The organism is Parabacteroides sp. CH2-D42-20, assembly GCF_003670185.1.
GTDB classification, from domain to species: domain Bacteria; phylum Bacteroidota; class Bacteroidia; order Bacteroidales; family Tannerellaceae; genus Parabacteroides; species Parabacteroides distasonis.
Genome location: NZ_RAYG01000011.1, coordinates 22,767 through 45,481 on the forward strand (window position 1 = coordinate 22,767; position 22,715 = coordinate 45,481).

The 22,715-nt window shown below is 47.3% G+C and carries 17 protein-coding genes and 1 riboswitch; of the genes, 13 read left to right on the plus strand and 4 right to left on the minus strand.

Annotated elements, in window-relative coordinates:
• Positions 1-24 precede the first annotated feature (24 nt).
• Positions 25-135: riboswitch (TPP riboswitch) on the minus strand.
• Between the two features lie 237 nt (positions 136-372).
• The 8 genes from rimP (at position 373) to D7V92_RS08225 (ending at position 10,113) form a co-directional block, all read left to right on the plus strand.
• Complete coding sequence (gene rimP, locus D7V92_RS08190; protein WP_199486259.1) at positions 373-840, plus strand: ribosome assembly cofactor RimP; 468 nt, start codon at positions 373-375, stop codon at positions 838-840.
• 4 nt (positions 841-844) lie between these two features.
• Positions 845-2,110, plus strand: a complete 1,266-nt coding sequence (gene nusA, locus D7V92_RS08195) for a transcription termination factor NusA (protein WP_005859396.1) — start codon at positions 845-847, stop codon at positions 2,108-2,110.
• 20 nt (positions 2,111-2,130) lie between these two features.
• Positions 2,131-5,052, plus strand: coding sequence for a translation initiation factor IF-2 (gene infB / locus D7V92_RS08200; RefSeq protein WP_057316352.1), 2,922 nt, complete (start codon positions 2,131-2,133; stop codon positions 5,050-5,052).
• Between the two features lie 2 nt (positions 5,053-5,054).
• Complete coding sequence (locus D7V92_RS08205; protein ID WP_121772664.1) at positions 5,055-5,546, plus strand: CvpA family protein; 492 nt, start codon at positions 5,055-5,057, stop codon at positions 5,544-5,546.
• Between the two features lie 30 nt (positions 5,547-5,576).
• A complete protein-coding gene (gene sufB, locus D7V92_RS08210; RefSeq protein WP_121772665.1) occupies positions 5,577-7,022 on the plus strand; it encodes a Fe-S cluster assembly protein SufB in 1,446 nt (481 codons plus the stop codon).
• A 42-nt stretch (positions 7,023-7,064) separates the two neighbouring features.
• Entirely contained in the window at positions 7,065-7,820 is a 756-nt protein-coding gene (gene sufC / locus D7V92_RS08215) for a Fe-S cluster assembly ATPase SufC (RefSeq protein ID WP_005859388.1), read from the plus strand.
• Positions 7,813-9,165 carry a Fe-S cluster assembly protein SufD gene (gene sufD / locus D7V92_RS08220; RefSeq protein WP_121772666.1) on the plus strand — a complete coding sequence of 451 codons (1,353 nt, stop codon included), beginning with the start codon at positions 7,813-7,815 and terminating at the stop codon, positions 9,163-9,165. Before sufC ends, sufD begins: the two co-directional genes overlap by 8 nt.
• A 111-nt stretch (positions 9,166-9,276) precedes the next feature.
• Positions 9,277-10,113, plus strand: coding sequence for a GNAT family N-acetyltransferase (locus D7V92_RS08225; protein WP_036633255.1), 837 nt, complete (start codon positions 9,277-9,279; stop codon positions 10,111-10,113).
• A 100-nt stretch (positions 10,114-10,213) separates the two neighbouring features.
• Here D7V92_RS08225 and D7V92_RS08230 read toward each other — a convergent pair whose 3' ends face one another.
• Complete coding sequence (locus tag D7V92_RS08230) at positions 10,214-12,061, minus strand: glycoside hydrolase family 13 protein (RefSeq protein WP_008772777.1); 1,848 nt, start codon at positions 12,059-12,061, stop codon at positions 10,214-10,216.
• 173 nt (positions 12,062-12,234) lie between these two features.
• Here D7V92_RS08230 and D7V92_RS08235 point away from each other — a divergent pair, with 173 nt between their 5' ends.
• From D7V92_RS08235 to D7V92_RS08255, 5 genes are all read left to right on the plus strand, one after another.
• Positions 12,235-15,402 carry a TIM-barrel domain-containing protein gene (locus D7V92_RS08235; protein WP_121772667.1) on the plus strand — a complete coding sequence of 1,056 codons (3,168 nt, stop codon included), beginning with the start codon at positions 12,235-12,237 and terminating at the stop codon, positions 15,400-15,402.
• A 24-nt stretch (positions 15,403-15,426) separates the two neighbouring features.
• Positions 15,427-16,842 (plus strand): arylsulfatase, encoded by a 1,416-nt coding sequence (locus tag D7V92_RS08240; protein ID WP_121772668.1) that lies wholly within the window; start codon positions 15,427-15,429, stop codon positions 16,840-16,842.
• A 130-nt stretch (positions 16,843-16,972) separates the two neighbouring features.
• On the plus strand, positions 16,973-18,187 hold the full coding sequence (locus tag D7V92_RS08245) for an aminotransferase class V-fold PLP-dependent enzyme (protein WP_005867594.1): 1,215 nt from the start codon (positions 16,973-16,975) through the stop codon (positions 18,185-18,187).
• Positions 18,188-18,189: 2 nt separating this feature from the next.
• Positions 18,190-18,591 carry a VanZ family protein gene (locus D7V92_RS08250; protein ID WP_121772669.1) on the plus strand — a complete coding sequence of 134 codons (402 nt, stop codon included), beginning with the start codon at positions 18,190-18,192 and terminating at the stop codon, positions 18,589-18,591.
• A 103-nt stretch (positions 18,592-18,694) separates the two neighbouring features.
• Complete coding sequence (locus tag D7V92_RS08255) at positions 18,695-19,294, plus strand: ribonuclease HII (RefSeq protein ID WP_121772670.1); 600 nt, start codon at positions 18,695-18,697, stop codon at positions 19,292-19,294.
• 117 nt (positions 19,295-19,411) lie between these two features.
• Here the strand turns inward: D7V92_RS08255 and D7V92_RS08260 are convergent, their stop codons facing one another.
• The 3 genes from D7V92_RS08260 to D7V92_RS08270 are packed head-to-tail and all read right to left on the minus strand — an operon-like array spanning position 19,412 to position 22,703.
• Positions 19,412-19,837 carry a SufE family protein gene (locus tag D7V92_RS08260; protein WP_005859374.1) on the minus strand — a complete coding sequence of 142 codons (426 nt, stop codon included), beginning with the start codon at positions 19,835-19,837 and terminating at the stop codon, positions 19,412-19,414.
• 12 nt (positions 19,838-19,849) lie between these two features.
• Positions 19,850-20,839: a M28 family peptidase gene (locus D7V92_RS08265; protein ID WP_005859373.1), complete on the minus strand. Its 990-nt coding sequence runs from the start codon at positions 20,837-20,839 to the stop codon at positions 19,850-19,852.
• Between the two features lie 13 nt (positions 20,840-20,852).
• Complete coding sequence (locus tag D7V92_RS08270; RefSeq protein WP_008772769.1) at positions 20,853-22,703, minus strand: fused gamma-glutamyl-gamma-aminobutyrate hydrolase/peptidase; 1,851 nt, start codon at positions 22,701-22,703, stop codon at positions 20,853-20,855.
• Positions 22,704-22,715 lie beyond the last annotated feature (12 nt).

Below are 22,715 nucleotides of genomic sequence, written 5' to 3' on the forward strand. Positions count from 1 at the left end.
TAAAACTAAATAGATGAATAGAAAGGATCGGAGAAGCATGAATCCCTACGACAGCATTACCTGTACAGGTTCTATGGGTATGATCTCAGCCCGCTCCTTTCATGAATGATTTTGCGAGCACCCCTTCGTATTCGGCAGCAAAGATAGGCATAAAAGTGTTAATAAATATTACTATCAATAGTAAATCGGATTTCGATAGATATTAATTCTGATTACTATCGATCGTAATCCGGTTTGTGTCGTATTAATTTTTTCTGCAAAAAGATGAGGATATTTTGAGAACTCATTGATTTTTTGTATATTTGCGGGCGATTAAGTGAAGTTGAGGAGGGGGCGGGTAGTCCCCTTCTTTTGTTCTTAACAGATATGTGTATGATAGAAAAGAAAGTGGTAAGCCAATTAGTAGAGGAAAAACTAGCCTCTTCAAGCAATTATTTAGTAGACGTAGTGATTAAACCGGGGAACCTGATAGTCGTTGAAATTGATAACGATGAAGCGGTAAGCATTGATGATTGCGCTGAGTTGAGCCGGTATTTGGAGGAGCATCTGGATCGTGACGTCGAGGACTATGAGCTGGAGGTTGGCTCCGCCGGCATTACTTCTCCTTTTAAGGTACTTCGCCAATACGTCAAGAACATCGGAAACGAGGTGGAGATGCTGTTGAAAAACGGCTCGAAGCTGACAAGTGTGTTGAAATCTGCCGACGAGAACGGTGTGGTTGTCTCTGTTGAGAAGAAGGTGAAACCGGAGGGCGCTAAGCGGAAGGTAACCGTGATAGAGGATGAGTCGTATACATTTGATGAAATAAAATATACAAAATACTTAATAAGATTCAAGTAAGATTATGGCCAAGAAAGAGGAAACAATCAGTATGATTGACACCCTTGCGGAGTTCAAGGAGTTGAAGAATATCGATAAAGATACGATGATTAGCGTTTTGGAAGATTCGTTCCGCAACGTGATCGCCAAGATGTTTGGCACGGATGAGAACTATGACGTGATTATCAATCCTGAGAAAGGTGATTTCGAGATCTGGAGAAACCGTACGGTTGTGGCTGATGATGAATTGGAGGATGAGAACTTGCAGCTTACGTTGACGGAGGCCCGTAAAATCGACGCCGACTGTGAGGTGGGCGAGGAAGTGACCGACGAGGTGCATTTCGCGGACTTCGGACGTCGTGCGATCTTAAACTTGCGCCAGACTTTGGCTTCAAAGATACTTGAATTGCAGAAAGACAGCTTGTACGCTAAGTATAAGGATAAAATCGGCCACATCATCGCCGCTGAGGTTTATCAGGTGTGGAAGAAAGAAATCCTGTTGCTGGATGACGATGGTAATGAGTTGCTACTGCCGAAATCCGAGCAAATCCCGACCGATTTCTATCGTAAGGGAGAGACCGTACGTGCGATCGTTCAACGTGTGGATAACTATAATAACAACCCGAAGATCCTTCTTTCCCGTACGGATAAGGTCTTCTTGCAGCGGTTGTTTGAGTTGGAGGTTCCGGAGATTAATGACGGCTTGATTACGATCAAGGCGATCGCCCGTATCCCGGGAGAGCGTGCCAAAGTGGCTGTCGAGTCATACGATGACCGTATTGACCCGGTGGGGGCTTGCGTAGGTATGAAAGGCTCTCGTATCCACGGAATCGTTCGCGAGTTGAGAAACGAGAACATTGATGTGATTAATTACACCTCAAATCTCTCTTTGTTTATCCAGCGTGCTTTAAGCCCGGCTAAGATCTCTTCTATCCGTGTAAATGAGGAAGAAAAGAAAGCTGAGGTTTATCTACGTCCGGAGGAGGTCTCTTTGGCGATCGGTAAGGGCGGTCTGAATATTAAGTTGGCTTGTATGTTGACTGAGTATACGATTGACGTATTCCGTGATATCGAAGGAGCGGACGAGGAGGATATCTACTTGGATGAGTTCTCCGACGAGATCGACAGCTGGGTGATCGACGCACTGAAGAATATAGGATGCTATACGGCGAAGAGTGTCCTTGCTATGGACCGCAATGAGATTATTGAACGTGCCGATCTGGAAGAACAGACCGTGGACGATCTTTTAGCTATCTTATCTGCGGAATTTGAAGATGAAGGTAACGAATAAGTATTACGACAAAGTTAGATATGCCTATAAAATTAATTCAAGTACAGAGAAAATTGAACGTGGGAATCAACACGGTGGTTGAGTTCCTGCACCGGAATGGGTTCTCGGTTGAGGATAATCCCAACACGAGGATCAGTGATGAACAGTATGCTTTGCTCGTAAAAGAGTTTGGAAAGGATCTGCCAGAGAAAGATCGTAATTTTGCGGCGGATCGTGTGCGGAAAGAGGTTCCTTCTGTGAAAGAAGAGAAGACCGCGGAAATAAAGACAGTGATACCGGAAGAATTCAGACCTAAGATCGTAATGAAGGGTCATATCGATTTGGATGGTGGACAACATAAAAAACAGCAGGAAGAGCCGAAGGCTAAAGAGGAGCCTAAGGTGAAAGAAGAGCCTAAGGTAAAGGAAGAGCCGAAAGTGAAGGAAGCGCCTGCCGCTCCCGCTGCTCAAGCTCCTGTTAAACCCGCGCAGCCTGCGCAGGCTCCCACGGAGAAAAAAGAAGAAAAAGTTATAGTAGTGGAAGTGGAAAAAGAAAAAACCGTAGAGAAGCAACCGGTTGTTGCGGAACCTAAGGTGGAAAGTGTGAAACCGGAACAGGAAGTAGAGAAGACCGAGGAAAAGGATGATAATCTTTTCCGTTTGAACTCGGTTAAATTGGAGTCAAAGATCAAGGTAACCGGTAAGATTGACTTGGATGCGCTTAACCAATCGACTCGTCCGAAAAAGAAAACGAAGGAGGAGAAGCGGAAAGAGCGTGATGAGAAGCAAAAGTTTAATAACAATCGGCCGGGTAATAATAGCAACGGTCCGGGCGCTCCTCATAAGAGTCCGAATTCGCCGACTTTGATAAAACCGAACGCTCCTGCTAAACCGGGTGAGGAAGGTGACGCTAAGAAGAAGCGTAAACGTATCAAGAAAGATCGGGTAGACGTGAATAATACGCCGGGTACGAATTATCCGCGCCCGAATCGTGACGATCGTCCGAATAACGACCGTAAGCCTCGCTTGAAGAAGCCGGTGAAAGCGGAAGTTAGTGAAGAGGATGTTCAAAAGCAGATCAAGGAGACTTTGGCTCGCTTGACCAACAAGAATAATAAGAATAATAAGGGGGCTAAATACCGTCGTGATAAACGTGACGCCGCTGTGAAACGTGAGCACGAGTTGATGGAACAGGAAGAACTGGAAAGCAAGGTATTGAAGCTGACCGAGTTCGTTACGGCCAACGACTTGGCGAACATGATGGACGTATCTGTAACGGAGGTTATCGGTACTTGCATGAGCATCGGCCTTATGGTTTCGATCAATCAGCGCTTGGATGCGGAGACGATCAATATCGTGGCTGAGGAGTTCGGTTATAAGACTGAATATGTAAGCGCGGATGTTGTCGAGGCGATCAACGCTGATGAGGAAGATGATAACGAGGAGGATTGGGTAGCCCGTCCGCCTATCGTAACGGTGATGGGACACGTTGACCATGGTAAGACTTCTTTATTGGATAATATCCGTAGCGCGAACGTAATCGCCGGTGAGGCCGGTGGTATCACGCAGCATATCGGAGCCTACAACGTGAAGTTGCAGAATGGCCGCCGTATCACGTTCTTGGATACTCCGGGTCATGAGGCGTTTACCGCTATGCGTGCCCGTGGCGCAAAGGTGACGGATATCGCGATTATTATCGTGGCCGCTGATGATAACGTGATGCCTCAGACGATCGAGGCGATTAATCACGCTTCGGCTGCCGGTGTTCCTATTGTTTTCGCTATTAATAAAATCGATAAGCCACATGCTAATCCTGAGAAGATCAAGGAGGAGTTGGCGAATATGAATTACTTGGTGGAAGACTGGGGGGGTAAGTACCAGAGTCAGGAGATCTCCGCTAAGAAAGGTATCGGTGTCGAGGAGTTGTTGGAGAAGGTCTTGTTGGAGGCCGACCTGTTGGATTTGAAAGCGAATCCGAAAAAACGTGCGGTTGGTTCTATCATCGAGTCTTCTTTGGACAAGGGACGTGGCTATGTATCTACCATATTGGTGGAGAACGGTACGTTGAAGATGGGAGATATCGTTTTGGCGGGAACTCATCAAGGACGTATCAAGGCGATGTTCAACGAGCGTAATCAACGGGTGGAGAAGGCCGGTCCTTCCGAGCCGGTATTGATCCTCGGTTTGAATGGTGCTCCTCAGGCCGGTGATACATTTAATGTATTGGAGACTGAGCAAGAGGCGCGTGAGATCGCTAACCGTCGTGAGCAATTGCAGCGTGAGTTAGGTCTTCGTACGCAGAAGATGCTTACCTTGGATGATATCGGACGTCGTATCGCCGTGGGTAACTTCCAAGAGTTGAACGTGATCGTGAAGGGTGACGTAGATGGTTCCGTAGAGGCATTGTCCGACTCCTTGATCCGTTTGTCTACCGAGGAGATTCAGGTAAACGTAATTCACAAGGCGGTTGGCCAGATTTCCGAGTCGGATGTGGTTTTGGCAGCGGCTTCGAACGCTATCATTATCGGATTCCAAGTTCGTCCGTCTTTGCAAGCACGTAGAAACGCCGAGAAGGAAGGTGTGGAGATCCGTTTGTACTCTATCATCTACGATGCGATCGAGGAGGTGAAGAGCGCTATGGAAGGCATGCTTTCTCCGGAGATCAAGGAGGAGATTACCGCTTATGTGGAAGTTCAGCAGGTATTCAAGATCACCAAGGTCGGTACGGTTGCCGGATGTATGGTTAAGGAAGGTAAGATCAAACGTACGAACAAGATCCGCTTGATACGTGACGGTATCGTTATCTATGCCGGCGAGCTAGGCTCTTTGAAACGTTTCAAGGACGATGCGAAAGAGGTCGTGGCTGGCTTGGATTGCGGTTTGAATATTACGAACTTCAACGATATCCAAGTGGGCGATATGATCGAGGCTTACGAAGAGACTGAAATTAAGAAGACGTTATAACGATGAACTGGTTGGACATTACATTGCTATGTCTGGCAGGGATAGGATTTGTGAAAGGCCTGTTTGATGGAATCATCAAACAGGTTGTTTCGCTTATAGCCCTAGTGATCGCGATATTTTTCTGCGGAAAAGCGGCGGTTTGGCTGAAAGGATATATCTTGGCGTTGGGTTGGTTTCCGGAAGAAGGGGTTATGATCTTGAGTTATATAGCGGGTTTTATCTTGATTATGGGGGTATTTATCCTAGCGGGTGAACTGGTTACCAAGGTGGTAGGGGCGACACCGTTGAGTGTTATAAACCATTTGTTTGGTGGTTTTTTCGGGTTGCTGGTCGTTTTGGTCTTTACCAGTTTGCTGTTGAACGCGCTGGAGTTCGTGGATCGTGGATCGGTCTTGATTCATCGCCAATCGAAGATAGAATCTCGTTTTTATTATAGCGTGAAGCAAATAGTACCAACAATTTTCCCACATAATTTGTTTTCATTAGGAGAATGAAGGGCTTTTATCAATGGTTAATTTTTAATTATGCAGGATTCAAATCATATAATTAATGAGGTAACGAGCGGAGATTATAAATATGGCTTCGTTACCGATATTGATACGGAGGTGATCCATCGTGGATTAGACGAGGAGACGGTCCGTATTATCTCTGCCAAGAAGAACGAGCCGGAATGGTTACTCGAGTTCCGTTTGAAGGCTTTTCGCCATTGGCAGACGTTGGAGATGCCTACATGGCCTCACTTGAATATCCCGCCGATCGATTATCAGGACATTATCTATTATGCCGCCCCTAAGAAAAAAAAGGGACCAAAGAGCTTGGATGAGGTAGATCCTGAGTTGTTGAAAACATTCGATAAACTGGGTATTCCTTTGGAAGAACAGAAGCATTTAAGCGGAATGGCGGTAGACGCCGTGATGGATAGTGTTTCCGTGAAGACAACTTTCAAGGAGAATCTCGCGGAGAAGGGGATTATTTTCTGTTCGTTCAGCGAGGCTGTACAACATCATCCGGACTTGGTGCAGAAGTATTTGGGCAGCGTGGTTGGTTATCGTGATAATTTCTTCGCCGCCTTGAATTCGGCCGTGTTCTCGGATGGTTCGTTTGTTTATATACCGAAGGGCGTACGTTGCCCGATGGAGTTGAGTACGTATTTCCGTATCAATGCCGCTAATACCGGACAGTTCGAGCGTACCTTGATTGTCGCAGACGATGAGGCGTATGTAAGTTATCTGGAAGGATGTACGGCGCCGATGCGTGACGAGAACCAATTGCATGCCGCTATCGTGGAGATCGTGGCGAACGAGCGTGCCGAGGTGAAGTATTCTACCGTACAGAACTGGTATCCGGGTGATAAGGAAGGTAAAGGCGGTATCTATAACTTCGTGACGAAACGAGGTTTGTGCAAAGGTGAGGGTAGCAAGATCTCTTGGACGCAAGTAGAGACCGGTTCGGCGATCACTTGGAAATATCCGAGCTGTATCTTGGCGGGTGATAACTCGGTAGGTGAGTTTTACTCGGTTGCCGTGACCAATAATTACCAACAGGCCGATACGGGTACGAAGATGATCCATCTGGGTAAGAATACGAAAAGTACGATCGTATCCAAGGGTATCTCTGCCGGTCATAGCCAGAATAGCTATCGGGGATTGGTAAAGGTGTCCGCCCGTGCGGAAGGCGCCCGTAACCATAGCCAATGCGATAGTTTGTTACTAAGCTCTACTTGTGGAGCTCATACGTTCCCTTACGCTGATATTCAGAATGAGACGGCGATCGTGGAGCATGAGGCTACGACGAGTAAGATCAGCGAGGAGCAATTGTTCTACTGCCAGCAACGGGGTATCTCGGTAGAAGAGGCTGTCGGTTTGATCGTGAATGGATATGCCCGTGAGGTAATGAATAAGTTACCGATGGAGTTCGCCGTCGAGGCTCAGAAATTACTAACGATCTCGCTGGAAGGCAGCGTAGGATAGAATAATTTTCAATTTTCAACTTTCAATTTTCAATTAGAAAAGATGTTAGAGGTTAAGAATTTACATGCCAACGTAAATGGCAAAGAGATATTGAAAGGTATCAACCTGTCGGTGAAAGCGGGTGAGGTACATGCTATCATGGGACCGAACGGTTCCGGAAAAAGTACGTTAAGTAGTGTATTGGTAGGTAATCCCGCTTTTGAGGTAACGGAAGGAGAGGTTATCTTCAACGGTAAGAATCTGCTGGATCTTTCTCCCGAGGATCGTAGCCGTGAGGGTATTTTCTTGAGCTTCCAATATCCGGTCGAGATCCCGGGAGTTAGTATGGTGAACTTTATGCGTGCGGCGTTGAACGAGCACCGTAAATATAACGGTCTGGAACCGGTTTCGGCTACGGACTTCTTGAAATTGATGCGTGAGAAACGTGCGATCGTCGAGCTGGATAATAAACTAGCCAGCCGTAGCGTGAACGAAGGTTTCTCCGGTGGAGAGAAAAAACGGAACGAGATCTTCCAGATGGCGATGCTGGAGCCGAAATTGGCGATCTTGGATGAGACGGATAGTGGTTTGGATATCGATGCCTTGCGTATCGTGGCGCATGGCGTGAACCAGTTGAGGACTCCGGAGAATGCCGCTATCGTAATCACGCACTATCAGCGTCTGCTGGATTACATCAAGCCGGATGTGGTTCATGTGCTTTACAAAGGCCGTATCGTGAAGACCGCCGGTCCGGAATTGGCCTTGGAACTGGAAGAGAAAGGTTACGACTGGATCAAGAAAGAGATGGGAGATGAGTAATATGAAGGCCGAGCAACAATATATCGATCTTTTCGCCCAATGTGAGGATCTGGTATGTCGTCATAGTACGCCGGTGATGAATGCCCTCAGGGCTGAGGCCTTGGCGAACTTTGAGCGACTCGGATTCCCCTCCACGAGAAGCGAGGATTATAAATATACGGATGTAGCCCAAGCGTTCGCTCCGGATTACGGTTTGAATATCAACCGGGTCGCTATCCCGGTGAATCCTTATGACGTGTTCCGTTGTGACGTGCCGAACCTGAGCACATCGTTATACTTTGTCGTGAACGATACGTTTTACGATAAGGAATTGCCAAAAGCGCATTTGCCGGAAGGCGTGTATGCTGGAGGGTTGAAGGCTTTTACGGAGCAATATCCGGAGATCGCTTCCAAGTATTACGGAAAGGCGGCACCGAGTAGCAAGGATGGTATTATCGCATTGAATACGATGTTAGCCCAAGATGGTTTCGTGGTGTATGTACCGAAAAATGTCGTGGTTGAGCGTCCTATCCAATTGGTGAATATTTTCCGTAGCGATGTGGATACGATGGCGAACCGTCGTGTTCTGGTGATTATGGAACCTCATTCGGAAGCGAAGCTATTGGTTTGCGATCATAGTATCGATGACGTGAAATTCTTGGCGACTCAAGTGGTTGAGATTTTCGCGAAGGAAGGCGCTCGCTTTGATTATTATGATTTGGAAGAAAGCAGCGAGTCTACGACCCGTTTCTCTTCCGTACACGTAAAGCAGGCGGCTTCGACCAATGTCTTGGTAAACGGCATTACGTTGACGAATGGCTTGACTCGCAACAATTATTATGTGGAACTGAATGGCGAGTATGCCGAGTCTACCTTATGCGGTATGTCCGTTCTGGACAAGGAGCAACAGATGGATACCTATAGCCATATTACCCATGCGGTTCCGAATTGTACCAGCAACGAGTTGTTCAAGAACGTACTGAATGATCATGCCGTAGGTGTCTTCAGTGGACGTATCTTGGTGAAAGAGGATGCCCAGAAGACTGCCGCTTACCAGACGAACCGTAATCTGTGCGCTACCCGTGAGGCCCGTATGTACAGCAAGCCGCAACTGGAGATTTACGCAGACGACGTAAAATGCTCGCACGGTATGACGACCGGTCAGTTAGATGAGAACGCTTTGTTCTATATGCAAAGTCGCGGTATCCCGCGTGACGAGGCCCGTATGTTATTGAGCGTGGCTTTCACTTCCGACGTGATCGACCATGTACGCTTGGAGGCGTTGAAAGACCGTTTGCATAAACTGGTAGAGAAACGTTTCCGCGGTGAGCTGGCTAAATGCGCCGGTTGCCGGATTTGTAAATAATCGCGAATAAGAAGAAAACAGTAATCAGACATGGATTATCCCGACGATTATGTAGGGAACCATGTCTGATTTTTCGTATCTTTGGCAGTGACAAATTAAAACCTCCAACTTATGCAATTAACACACATCGCTTTGTGGACGAATCATCTGGAACGTTTACGGGATTTCTATGTAAAGTATTTCAACGGTAAGAGTAATGAGAAATATGTGAATCCAAAGAAAGGGTTCGCCTCTTATTTCGTCTCTTTCGAGAGTGGCCCCGCTTTGGAGATCATGCAACGGCAAGATATTACTGAGGCTTACGACAAGGATCATATCGGCTTGGCTCATCTGGCTTTTCATGCGGATACGAAGGAGCAAGTGGATCAAATGATCGAACGTTTCCGGATGGATGGATACACGATCGCCGGTGAGACCCGCACTTCCGGGGATGGTTACTATGAGGGTGTAATCCGAGATCCTGACGGAAATATAGTAGAGATCGTCGTGGGCGGGGAGCCGGAGATACAAGTAGCTTTATTTCCTCCTTATGAGTTACTGCTGGAAGCCGATCCGGATCGGGAGAAAGTAGAGGCTTACCTAAAGGATTCGGATTGCTTTATCGCTACGGTACGAAATTCCGTTGCCGGCGTGATCGTGGTTCGCAAGGAGGAGGGTGGCAAGGCGGAGATCATGAACCTTGCCGTGGCGGATATCTTCCGTCGGCGAGGAATCGCCCGGAAACTATTACGGCATGTATCTAATAAATGGGCTCCGGCCCAAGGTGTCGAGCTTTTGCGTATTTGCACCGGAACCTCAGCCGCCGGCCCGATGATGCTTTATCAACAGGAAGGCTTTGACTTGGTAGCCGTAGATCGCGATTATTTCGTACGGAACTATGCCGAGCCTATCTGGGAGAACGGCATTCAATGCAGGCATCAATTGATTCTTGAAAAGCGATTAAAATAGTATATATGAAAAGAAAATCGGGAGGTTTAAGGCCTCCCGATTTAATTATTAGTAATCTATGAATAGGTCCTCGAATGAAAAATCATCGGGGCTAATGGCATCACATTTCCAGTACGAAGATCCCTTTCGGTGCCAAGGATAATTCGTCTCCCAATGGAATCTCCTTTCCGGTTAATATCTCTTTTCCGGAGGTTTTACCTCGCAATACTTCCGCATAGCGGGCCAACGGGAGGTTCACCTCCTTATCGCTGCCATTCATCAAGACCAATACGCTCCGGCCATCCAGACTGCGCTCGTAAACATAGACACCTTGGTTCACCATGAAATGTTTCATCTTGCCCTTAGCGATGATATCGTTGCCCTTGCGCCATTTCAATAAAGTCCGGAGGAAATTCCATGCGTCATTTTGCACCTCGCTGCGACCGGATGCCTCGAATTGATTCACCTTGTCGCCGGGCCAGCCACCGGGAACATCCAAGCGGATATATCCGTCTCCCTTCTCCTTGGTGCCATTCATCAGCAACTCCTGCCCGTAATAGAGCTGGGGAATACCGGGGATCGTCAACAAGAATGTCACCCCTTGCTTGAACGCGTACAAATCATCGACAGACTTAGGCATGGAGGGAAGAAAACGATCCGTATCATGGTTCTCCAAGAAACGCAATACATTATAGATATCGGGATATACATAATCATAACACATATGCTCGAAGATCGTATGCAAGCCTCCGGAATACCCAGTCTCCTCATGGAACGCCTTGCTCGCGATACCCATCAAGCGGAAATCCATTACCGATTTCAGCTCGGTATCCTGTCCGAAGTTCAACCGGCTGCCTTTCTGCCAATAAGCGGAACCGATCGTGTAGTTCATCCACGCCTCGCCTACGATGTTATACTCCGGATACTCGTTCATGACCTCCGTACACCAATTCCGCATCATGTCCACGTCGGCATACGGATACGTATCTTGACGGATACCATCCACGCCGCAATACTCGATCCACCAGATAGAGTTCTGGATAAGGTACTTGGCTACATGTGGGTTCTTTTGGTTCAAGTCCGGCATGCTCGGGACAAACCAGCCGTTCAGCATCGTCTCCTTATCATAATCCGAGACGTAAGGATCGAAATAAGCCTCTTTATCGTGGTTGGTCTGCACGTAGTTATCGAGATTATTAAACCAGTCGTGGCTAGGGATATCTTTCATCCAAGGATGATCGCTCCCACAATGGTTGAAGATCATATCCATTACGACACGCATGCCCCGCTCGTGCGTCTTCTCGATCAAGCGGACGTAGTCCTCGTTCGTGCCGAAGCGTGGGTCTACCCGATAATAATCCGTCGTGGCATATCCGTGATAAGAGCCTCCCTCCATGTCATTCTCCAATACCGGGTTCAGCCAGATAGCGGTAACGCCCAGATCCTCGATATAATCCAAATGCTGTTCGATACCGGCCAAGTCGCCTCCGTGACGGGCGTTCGGGCTGTTACGGTCTACCTTATAAGCGGTACGCATCGGGATTTGATCGTTCGAGGGATCTCCGTTCGCGAAACGATCCGGCATGATGAGATAAAGCACGTCGGAAGAGTCAAACCCCTTGATCCGATCGGCGTTCGGTTTACGGGCCTTCAACTCATACGAGTAATTGAAACTCTTTTTGTCCTTCGTGAACGTGATATCAAACCTGCCGGGCTTGGCCTTTTCCACGTCCAGATAGATCAATAGGTAATTCGGGCTTTCCAACGCTACCGAGCTTTTCAACTGTACGCCGGGATATTTCACGCTAGGGAGATATCCGGCGATATCCTTACCATACACCATCAGCTGGAGTTCCGGGTTCTTCATACCGCTCCACCAGAAGGCCGGCTCGATTTTAAGGTTATCGGCAGAAAGCGTACTGGAAGCGAAAAGGGCCAGTAAAAGGCTCAAGAATAAATGTCTGTTCATGATATATGTTTATTGATTTATATGACAAGGTTGTACATACGCGAAGATAGAAGGATTCCATTGATAATAACACGTTTCCGCCCAGCGAAAAGAGAATAAAAATCACGCGAACGTTTGCGAACCCTCGTAAATTAAGACTATCTTTACTGCCTAAATCTAATCAACTAATTCAAATGATAAAAAGTCTAATTGTATCCATGCTTCTGACAGGTTGCGTTTCCTCCCTGTCCGCACAACAAAGTTTTTGGAAAGAAGATTTCTCCGCCGGGAAATTACCCGACGGCTGGATGATTGTCGATTCGACGAAATCGGCAAAGTGTGAATGGATTGTTACCGATCAGCCTTATCCCGGTTCTTTCCAGTTTGAGCAACAAGCGCCTCCCATCGCCTCTACGAGTCGTGGCTATCATATGCAATTCCGGCCGGGCGTAGTCACCGGGGAGGAGATCACGAAGTGGAATCAACGGGAGGAATACCCGAACGGCTATTTCCAGACCAGCGCTATCGATTGTGCGGGAAAGAACGATGTGGTATTGAAATTCCAGCACTTGTTTCGTTGGAATAATTGGTTCACCGGAAAACGTGCCGGCCTTTGGGTTGGCGTCAGCAACGACGGGGTGAATTGGAAAGAGTATAACGTGATGGATAAGATCCCCGCCGCTACTCAGCTTCACGCCCCGGTGAATGAGGAGATTAACATCAGCGAGGTAGCCGCGAACCAGAAAACCGTCTACTTGCGTTTCTTCTGGCGGGATATCTTCTCTTGGTACTGGATGGTCGATGATATTGAGCTGACAGAGCCTTTCGCGCATGATTTGGCTTTGGAGAAAGTGACCTCACACCAAGAAACCGGGAATACGTTCACGAAGGAAGACGTGTTGAAAGTGAAGCTGAAGAACGTTGGTTCCCAGCCCGTAGACGAGGATTTCACGGTAACCGCCTCCTTGAACAACGGTCAGAAACTAACCGCCACGGTAACCGCTTCCGAGCATCCGATCGCTAAACAAGAGGAATATGAGGTAGCTTTCCCTGCTACCGACCTAACCCAGATGGGCTCCTATAAAATAGAGTTCGCTATCCAATATCCGAAGGATGAGCGTTCGTCAAACAACGTATTAAAAGCGAACCTGTTCGCTGCCCGTATGAACTTGGGTAAGTTGACGAAGTTCAATAAGATCAGCAACACGGAATATGAGTTCGTCTCCGGGTACGCTAAGGTTAAGTTGATGTTTTACCGGGATGATATCTTCCGTATCTGGTTGGCGCCGGATGGGGAGTATACCAATCCGGCGGCAAACTCGATCGTTGTAGATTATGGGGTAAAGAACCCGAGAGTCTCCATGGCCGACAACGGCAGCTATTATAAGTTCACGACTCCCCAATGTGTCGTACGTGTCTATAAAAACCCTATTCGTTTCGCCATGTATGACAAGAATAACTGTGCCGTGATCTACGAGGAGGCCGAACCACTTGCCTTCGGACTAAAAACGACCCAAACGATGCGCCGTAGCGGTGATGAGGATTTCTACGGTTGCGGTATGCAACAAGGTAATTTCTCATACGCTGGGAAGGAAGCGGATATCGAGGTGACCGGTTGGGATGAGGATCAATCCTCTAACCCGGCTCCCTTCTATATGTCCACGAAAGGATATGGCGTATTCCGCAATACGTTTGCCCCGGGCCATTATGCCTTCAACGGCACGGAGATGCTGGACAAGAGCTATGATGATGGCTTTAAGCTGATGGGCTTCACCAGTCAGTTGACGCATAACGAGAATCGCTTTGACGCGTTCTACTTCTACGGCCCTTCCTTGAAAGACCTATTGAACGACTATACGGATATCACCGGAAAACCTTTTATGCCGGCGATGTGGATGCTTACGATGGGAGACGCCGACTGCTATAACAAAGGGGAACAGCGCACCGGATGGCCTCAATCCACCCCGGACGTAATCAGCCAAGTTGCCGATAAATATGTGGAATATGATATGCCCCGTGGCTGGATCTTGCCGAACGATGGCTATGGTTGCGGCTATGTGAAATTGGATTCTGTTGTGACGGAATTAGGTAAACGAGGTTTCCATACGGGCTTGTGGACAGAGAATGGTGTGGATAAGATTGCCTACGAGGTTGGTAAATGTGGTACCCGCCTGTGTAAATTGGATGTGGCTTGGGTTGGAGAAGGCTATGAGTTTGCCTTGAATGGCTGTAAATCCGCATTCGAGGGGATCGAGAGCAATACGAACGAACGAGGCTTCGTATGGGCTGTTTGCGGTTGGGCCGGAACTCAGCGGTATTCTACAGTATGGAGCGGTGACCAAGTGAGCAACTGGGATTATATCCGTTACCATATCCCGACGATCACGGGTGCCGGCCTTTCCGCCATGAACGCCGCTACTAGCGATGTGGACGGTATCTTCGGCGGTTCTCCGAAAACCTATACCCGCGACTTGCAATGGAAGGTTTTCACCCCGATCTTTATGACCATGAGCGGCTGGGCGGATGCCGACCGTCAGCCTTGGGTATATGGGCATCCGTACACGGATATCAACCGTAAATTCTTAAAGCTGAAGATGCGTCTGAACCCGTACGCCTATACCTATTGTCATGAGGCGCATACGACCGGTGTACCGATGGCTCGTGCGATGGTACTGGAATTCCCGGATGACGTGGTTACCCGTGATACGATCACCCAATATCAATTTATGAGTGGCGAGTGGATGATGGTTGCTCCTGTATATACCCGTAAGAACGTACGTGATAGTATTTACTTCCCTGCCGGAGAATGGTACGACTATTGGACCGGAAAGAAATACGAGGGTGGCAAGTGGTTGGATAAATATGAGGCTAAACTGGATATTTGCCCGGTATTTATCCGTCAAGGCGCCATTATCCCGATGTACCCGGATATGAATTATGTCGGTGAGAAACCTGCGGATGTCTTGACTTTGGACTTATATCCCTACGGGAATACCTCTTTCAACTTATATGAAGACGACGGTCTCACCCGTGATTATAAGAAAGGCGAATTTGCCCGTACCTTAATCTCTGTTTCCTCCCCAAAAGGAGAGAAAGGCACGATCACCGTGGATATTGCGAAAGCGAAAGGAGATTATAAAGGACGTTACCAAGAGCGTACTTACCTATTGGATGTCCGCTCGGAGTCCAGCCCGTCAAACGTAACCGTAGCCGGGAAGCCGCTATCTGCTATCTCCTCCGAAGTGTTCAATGCCGGACAAGAAGGCTGGTACTTCGATGCCTCGGATCGTATGGGAAGGGTTAAGGTACGGACGAACCGTTTGTCTACGAATCAGGATCAGAAGATTGTAATTGGTTTCTAACACTTCTATTTATTTTAAAGGTATATGAAAACACAATTGACTTTATGTATATCCGGGACATTGCTGCTTATCGGAATGTCCGGTTGCGAAAAAACTCCGGAGCGTCCTATGAATGTTGTGTATATCTTAGCGGATGATTTAGGATATGGAGATGTTGGCTGTTATGGCCAACAGATTATCAAGACTCCCAATATAGACCGGATGGCGAAGGAGGGAATGTTGTTTACGCAGCATTATGCCGGATGTACGGTGAGTGCCCCTTCCCGTTGTTCCTTGATGACCGGATTGCATACGGGACATACGCAAGTCCGGGGAAACCGGGAGATCACGCCCGAAGGCCAACAGCCGATGCGGGAGGATACCTATACGTTGGGTAAATTAATGAAATCGGCCGGTTATACGACCGGTATCTTTGGTAAATGGGGATTGGGAAATCCGGGCTCTGTCTCCATTCCCAATAAGATGGGCTTCGATGAGTTTTATGGGTATAATTGCCAACGGCAGTCGCATTCCTTCTATCCGGATCATTTATGGCATAATGAGGAGAAGGTTCTTTTTCCTGAAAACGAGAACAATGCTTGCAAGACATATTCACAAGATTTGATTCATGAGCAAGCATTGAAGTTCATCCGGGATCATAAGGAGCAACCATTCTTTGCGATGCTTACTTATACGCTGCCTCATGCGGAATTGAATCTTCCGCATGATTCTATTTATAAGATGTACGAGAACTCATTCGAGGAGACTCCTTATATTGGTAAGTTTGATAAAGTGTATGGCGGTTATAACACCTCGGAGAAGCCCTTGGCCTCCTTTGCCGCCATGGTCTCCCGGTTGGATAAATACGTGGGGGATGTAATGGCTGAATTGAAAGAGTTGGGTTTGGATAAGAATACGATCGTGATTTTTACCAGCGATAACGGCCCGCATCATGAGGGTGGAGCTGATCCGGACTTTTTCAAGAGCTACGGACCTTTCAGGGGGATCAAACGGGATGTATATGAAGGAGGTATCCGTATACCTATGGTGGCATGGTGCCCGGGTACGATCAAGGCCGGAGCTCAATCGGATCATATAAGCGCATTCTGGGATGTCATGCCTACGTTGGCAGAGCTTACAGGTACGGTTTTGCCCGAGCAGACGGATGGAATCTCTTTCTTACCAACCTTGTTATCAAAGAAAAATCAACAGGCCCATAATTATTTATATTGGGAATTTCACGAGTTGAATGGCCGGGAAGCATTGCGCTCCGGTAAATGGAAACTAATCCGGCAACCGATCGTGGGTGAAACTATATTGGAACTGTATGATTTAAGTAATGATATACATGAGGATACGAATCTAGCGGAGAAGTATCCCGATAAGGTAAAAGAACTAGTATCCTTAATGGACAACGCCCGTACAGAGTCTCCGTACTTTGACTTTGGAAGAGAAAAGTAGGCGTGCGAGTAGAGGATAAAGTGTAGGCGTAATATCTGTTAGGTAATGATAAAAAAGCTTTCTTTCAGCGAGAAAGCCTTTTTTTTGTATCTTTGGCTCTCGTAATTTTAAGACAAAAAGAAGTAAGACTATGTTAGACGTTCAAGCGATCCGAAAAGACTTTCCGATCTTGGATCATAAGATATACGATAAACCGCTGATATATTTCGATAATGGCGCTACTACCCAGAAACCTCGTCAAGTGGTAGAAAAGATAGAGAATGGATATTATAACGTAAACGCTAATATCCACCGAGGCGTACATTTCTTGAGCCAAGCGGCGACAGAGGCGCATGAGGAGGCTCGCAAAACGGTACAGCATTTCTTGAATGCCCGTTCCTCGAATGAGATTATTTTTACCCGGGGAACTACGGAATCCATTAATTTGATCGCTTCCAGCTTTACGGATGAATGTATGTCGGCAGGGGATGAGGTGATCGTGTCCGTGATGGAGCATCATTCCAATATCGTTCCTTGGCAGATACAAGCGGCCCGGAAAGGTATTACGTTGAAGGTGATCCCGATGAATGAGAAAGGGGAGTTGAATTTGGATGAGTATCGTAAATTATTCTCGGATAAGACTCGTCTGGTTTCCGTGACTCATGTGTCTAACGTCTTGGGTACGGTAAATCCGGTAAAGGCGATGATCGAGATCGCTCATGAACAAGGCGTACCGGTGTTGGTAGACGGGGCTCAAGCCGTTCCGCATATGAAGGTGGATGTGCAGGACTTGGATGCGGAGTTCTATGTTTTCTCTGGTCATAAGATTTACGGACCGACGGGTATCGGGGTCTTGTATGGCAAAGAGGAGTGGTTGGATAAACTTCCTCCGTATCAGGGAGGAGGCGAGATGATCGCTACGGTCTCGTTCGAGAAGACAACTTTTAATGAGCTTCCTTTTAAGTTTGAGGCGGGAACTCCGGATTATATTGGTAGCACGGCGTTGGCGGAAGCCTTGCGGTATGTAGACCGGATCGGTATAGAGAATATAGCTGCTTATGAGGATGAGCTTTTGCGGTATGCGACCGCTGGATTAAATACGATCGAAGGGATGCGTATTTTCGGACAAGCGGATCATAAAGGAGCGGTGCTTTCTTTTTTGGTGGGTAATATCCATCATTACGATATGGGGATGTTGCTGGATCGTTTGGGAATAGCGGTTCGTACAGGGCATCATTGTGCCCAGCCTTTGATGCATGCCTTAGGGATCGAAGGTACGGTGCGGGCGTCTTTTTCTTTTTATAATACGAAAGAGGAGATCGATACGTTCATCGCAGGCGTGGAACGAGTTCGGAAGATGTTTTGAGTATGATGTATTATATTAAGAAATATCCGTTTTCACTGGCGATTATATTGATCGTTATTTACTTGTCGTTCTTTAAGCCGCCGAAGATGGATGATATCCCTTTATTCCCGGGTGTGGACAAGGTGGTTCATTTCTGTATGTATGGGGGGATGTCGGGTATGCTATGGCTGGAGTTCTTGCGGAATCACCGGAAGTATGAGACGGTATTATGGCATGCTTGGATCGGGGCGGTTTTATGCCCGATCGTTATGAGTGGGATTATTGAGATATTGCAAGAATATTGTACGACGTACCGGGGTGGGGATTGGTTTGATTTCTTGGCGAATACTTGCGGGGTGATCGCCGCTACGGCATTCGCTTGGTTCGTGCTTCGCCCTTGGATTGTGAAGGATTTGAATAGTTAAAATTACGATGCCCATTCAAAGGAGCTTACGATGCCCATTGTAAGGATGCTTGAATGAGCATCGTAAGCATGTGGCGTGTTTTACGATAAAAAGAGATAGACACATGTTATTACCATATATGGAAACCGGGCGTATAGAGGCCGGATGTGATGAGGCGGGAAGAGGTTGCTTGGCGGGTGCGGTATTTGCGGCTGCGGTGATTCTTCCGGAGGATTTCAAGAATCAGAATTTAAATGATAGCAAACAATTAAGCGAGAAGAAACGGTATAAGCTTCGTCCCGTCATCGAGCGTGAGGCGATCGCTTGGGCGGTAGGCATTGTTAGCCCGGAAGAGATCGATAAGATTAATATCTTGAAAGCCTCTTTCTTGGCCATGCATCGTGCGATCGAGCAATTGAAAGTACAGCCGGAACATTTATTGATCGATGGAAACCGTTTTATCCCTTATCCCGATATTCCGCATACGACCGTAGTAAAAGGCGACGGAAAATACCTGAGTATCGCTGCCGCTTCTGTATTAGCTAAAACATATCGGGATGATTATATGAATGAATTGGCCTTGGAATACCCCGCTTATCATTGGCTGGACAATAAAGGTTATCCTACCAAGGCCCACAGGGAAGCGATCCGTACCTGTGGGATCACACCCTATCATCGCAAGACTTTTACGCTCTTACCGGAGCAGCTTACACTAGGTTTTTAATACGTATATAGGCATAACCTTATGCGTATATACGTATGAGGCTATGCCTATATCGGTGTAGGCTTACACGTATATACGTATCGGCTCGTGCCTATATACGTGTGAAAACACCTATTTTTATTGTTGTTCCTTTGCCCGGTAAGCCATTGCGTACAGACGCATTTGCTTCACCATCGCTACCAACCCGTTGGAACGAGTAGGGGATAAATGCTCTTTTAATCCTACCTTGTCGATAAAGTAAAGATCGGCATCCAGTATCTCCTGCGGGGTATGGCCGGATAGGATATTGATCAAAAGGGATACGATACCTTTTACGATCACGGCGTCGCTTTCTCCTTGGAAAATAATCTTTCCATCTGCATAATCCGCTTGGAACCAAACCCGGCTTTGGCAACCCTCGATCAAGTTGCTTTCCGTTTTATATTTCTCATCGAGCGGGGGAAGGGAGTTTCCCAGATCTATTAATAACGCATATTTATCCATCCAATCGTCGAAGACTGAGAATTCTTCGATTACATTGTCTTGAAGTTCATTGATTGTCATTTTATCAGTATTTTATCGATTGTATATTACTTCCAGTACGGTTTGACCGGCAGCTTTTAGAGTCTCACGGTCTATATTCTCCATATTATCTTTTTGAGTATGCCAATAACTGGCGAAACCTGTTTTAGACTCAGGGTCGTAGTTAATGATGTCGATACTCGGGATATTACGTCCGCTAATCACATATTGGTGATCGTCTGTGATGGCTCCACCTGCGGCGTTAATGAAATATTTGCCATATCCCAGATCGCGGGCCGCGCTCCATACCATCTCGACGATCGGGGCTGCCGCACGTAAGGATTGTTGCTCCTTGAAAAACGTGGCGTTCTTGCCGCCCACCATATCCAATAAGATTCCGTATTCCGCCGTATAATTAGGGACATGCGGATTTTTTGCCCAGAACTGGGTACCTAGGCACCAGCTATCCGGTGTATAATCGGTTACGAATTCCGGCGTACCATAATCCTCCGCATCGAAGAAAATAATATCGATACCGATACCCGGGGCTTTTTGTCCGATTTGGCGGGCGATCTCCAATAAGGCACCTACGCCGCTACCGCCATCGTCCGCCCCGTCCAATGGGGTCCGGTGCTTGGAAGGATCGGGATCGTGGTCCGAATAGGGACGGCTGTCCCAATGCGCGAATAGTAAAACACGTTTACTATTCTCCGGATCAAACGAGCCTATGATGTTTCTCGCTTCCAGCTTCGTTCCGTCGTAGGCGGTCAGTATCGCTTCCTGTTGGTAGACTTTGGCGCCAAAGCGCTTCAATTCAGATGCTAAGTAATCCCCGCATGCTTTATGAGCCGCCGTGTTAGGTACACGGGGACCAAAAGCGACTTGGTTCGCTACATAGGCGTAAGCGCTGTCTGCGTTGAAATCGGGAACAGCTGAGGCGATCGGTTGTTTTTTGATCTCCGGCATATTACCTGTCTCTTTGGTTCCTTTGGCTCCACATGATAAAAGAGCAAAACTCAATAACGCAAAAAATAATCTGATCATAAATCTGTTTTGTTTATAATGTTTTTACGGAGGCAGTCGCTTGAACCTCGTCTAATACACGCATCAAGTTTCCACCCCATATCTTGGCGATATCTTCCTCTGTATATCCTTTCTCTATTAATTTAACAGTGATCTGTATGAAATCGTTGTCACTCTCGCAACCGATAATTCCGCCACCGCCATCAAAATCAGAGCCGATACCTACATGATCGATACCGGCGACTTTCACCATATGATCGATATGTTCGATCGCGTCGGTAAGGCTCGCGTTTTTATAATCCTCATTGATATAGCGGTCGAGCAAGCAAACTTGCGCTACGCCTCCATTTTGGGCAAGGGCCTTTAGTTGTTCGTCGGTCAGGTTACGGTCGTGCTTGCACATCGCCATGGATGAGGAATGCGAGCAGATGATCGGGGCCTTGGACAATTTGATAACATCCCAAAATGCCTTCTCAGAGGCATGAGACATATCCACCATGATACCTTGGCGATTCATCTCTTTCACGACCTCTTCGCCAAACGGACTTAAACCGTCCCATTCTTTCTTGGTATGGGTGGATGAGTCGCAAATATCGTTATCGTAGGAGTGGCAGAGCGTGATATAATTGACACCCATCGCCTTGAACTTAGCGATATTCGCCAGATCCTTACCAATGCCGTATCCATTCTCTATACCGATAAAGAACGCTTTTTTCCCTTCATTCTTCAAGCGGATGAAGTCTTGGTTCGTAACGGCGATGCCACATAAATCCTTATTCAATTCAGCTTGCTTGCGAATACCTTCGATCAAGCCTGTTACTTTTTGTACGGCTTCTTGTAAAGAGGCCTCATCACGTTTACCTTGTCCGATGAAGGCCGCAAGGAACACCCCGTCTAGTTTCCCTTCTTGCATCTTAGGGATGTTTACCCGGTTACGTTCCCGGTCGGCGATGCTGAATCCGGCACGTTTAAACCAGAAAGGAGTATCGGTATGTGTATCTACGGAAAGGAAATGCTTGTGCATCTCTTTGGCTTGGTGGAAAGTCTCGGCCTTTCCTATCAGATGGTGGAATATCTTTAACATCGTAGTGTCGCCTCCGTAAGTCAATGCTTCCGGATGCCATTGAACTCCCATGATGGATCGGTTCGGATAAGCGTCGATAGCCTCGATAATACTGTCGGGCGCATAAGCGGTAGCCTTGAAGATAGGCGCCAACTCCTTGATCGCTTGATGATGAAGAGAGTTTACGGCTAAGGTATCTTTCCCTAGAATAGTGGCTAGCTGTGAGTTTGCGTCAACAAAGACACGGTGTGAGCCATACGAACTGGGTAAATCTTGCCTATGCTTGACAGAATGATCGCCACGTTGTGAGGGGATGTCTTGGTAAAGCGTACCGCCAAACGCTACATTCAACAGTTGCAATCCCCGGCATATGCCTAAGACGGGAATATTTTGGTCGGTAGCCATCTTGATTAGTTTCAACTCATACAAATCGCGTACCGGATCGACTTCCTCCAGCTTTTCCCGAGGCTCCTCCTCATACCATAGAGGGTTTACATCCGCTCCTCCTATAAGAACTAGCCCGTCTAAATTCGATACGATATTCCTGAGTACCTTACCGTCAGTAACAGCCGGGATGATAACCGGAGTTCCCCCTGCCTTTACGATGGATTGGATATAGGTGGCCCCCACCCGGGAAGCACCATTGGAGATACTAGCGGAAATCCCGATCAATGGGGAGAATCGTGCCCGCACGTTTACATCGCAAGAGTCTGTCAACTCATATAGCTTTTTTAAGTTGGGTACCTCCGATCCGGGTGTCTGTGCCTGTGCTCCACATAAGATACTACAGGCGCATATTGCTGTGTATAAGATCTTTTTCATAATATGTAGTTG

Bases quoted from the DNA above. Each gene is read 5' to 3' on its own strand.
- sufB (WP_121772665.1), top strand. From the start codon at position 5,577: ATGCAGGATTCAAATCATATAATTAATGAGGTAACGAGCGGAGATTAT.
- D7V92_RS08270 (WP_008772769.1), bottom strand. From the start codon at position 22,703: ATGAAAAAGATCTTATACACAGCAATATGCGCCTGTAGTATCTTATGT.
- D7V92_RS08235 (WP_121772667.1), top strand. From the start codon at position 12,235: ATGATAAAAAGTCTAATTGTATCCATGCTTCTGACAGGTTGCGTTTCC.
- D7V92_RS08205 (WP_121772664.1), top strand. From the start codon at position 5,055: ATGAACTGGTTGGACATTACATTGCTATGTCTGGCAGGGATAGGATTT.
- sufC (WP_005859388.1), top strand. From the start codon at position 7,065: ATGTTAGAGGTTAAGAATTTACATGCCAACGTAAATGGCAAAGAGATA.
- D7V92_RS08240 (WP_121772668.1), top strand. From the start codon at position 15,427: ATGAAAACACAATTGACTTTATGTATATCCGGGACATTGCTGCTTATC.
- D7V92_RS08245 (WP_005867594.1), top strand. From the start codon at position 16,973: ATGTTAGACGTTCAAGCGATCCGAAAAGACTTTCCGATCTTGGATCAT.
- nusA (WP_005859396.1), top strand. From the start codon at position 845: ATGGCCAAGAAAGAGGAAACAATCAGTATGATTGACACCCTTGCGGAG.
- rimP (WP_199486259.1), top strand. From the start codon at position 373: ATGATAGAAAAGAAAGTGGTAAGCCAATTAGTAGAGGAAAAACTAGCC.
- D7V92_RS08255 (WP_121772670.1), top strand. From the start codon at position 18,695: ATGTTATTACCATATATGGAAACCGGGCGTATAGAGGCCGGATGTGAT.
- D7V92_RS08260 (WP_005859374.1), bottom strand. From the start codon at position 19,837: ATGACAATCAATGAACTTCAAGACAATGTAATCGAAGAATTCTCAGTC.
- D7V92_RS08230 (WP_008772777.1), bottom strand. From the start codon at position 12,061: ATGAACAGACATTTATTCTTGAGCCTTTTACTGGCCCTTTTCGCTTCC.
- D7V92_RS08250 (WP_121772669.1), top strand. From the start codon at position 18,190: ATGATGTATTATATTAAGAAATATCCGTTTTCACTGGCGATTATATTG.
- D7V92_RS08225 (WP_036633255.1), top strand. From the start codon at position 9,277: ATGCAATTAACACACATCGCTTTGTGGACGAATCATCTGGAACGTTTA.
- D7V92_RS08265 (WP_005859373.1), bottom strand. From the start codon at position 20,839: ATGATCAGATTATTTTTTGCGTTATTGAGTTTTGCTCTTTTATCATGT.
- sufD (WP_121772666.1), top strand. From the start codon at position 7,813: ATGAGTAATATGAAGGCCGAGCAACAATATATCGATCTTTTCGCCCAA.
- infB (WP_057316352.1), top strand. From the start codon at position 2,131: ATGCCTATAAAATTAATTCAAGTACAGAGAAAATTGAACGTGGGAATC.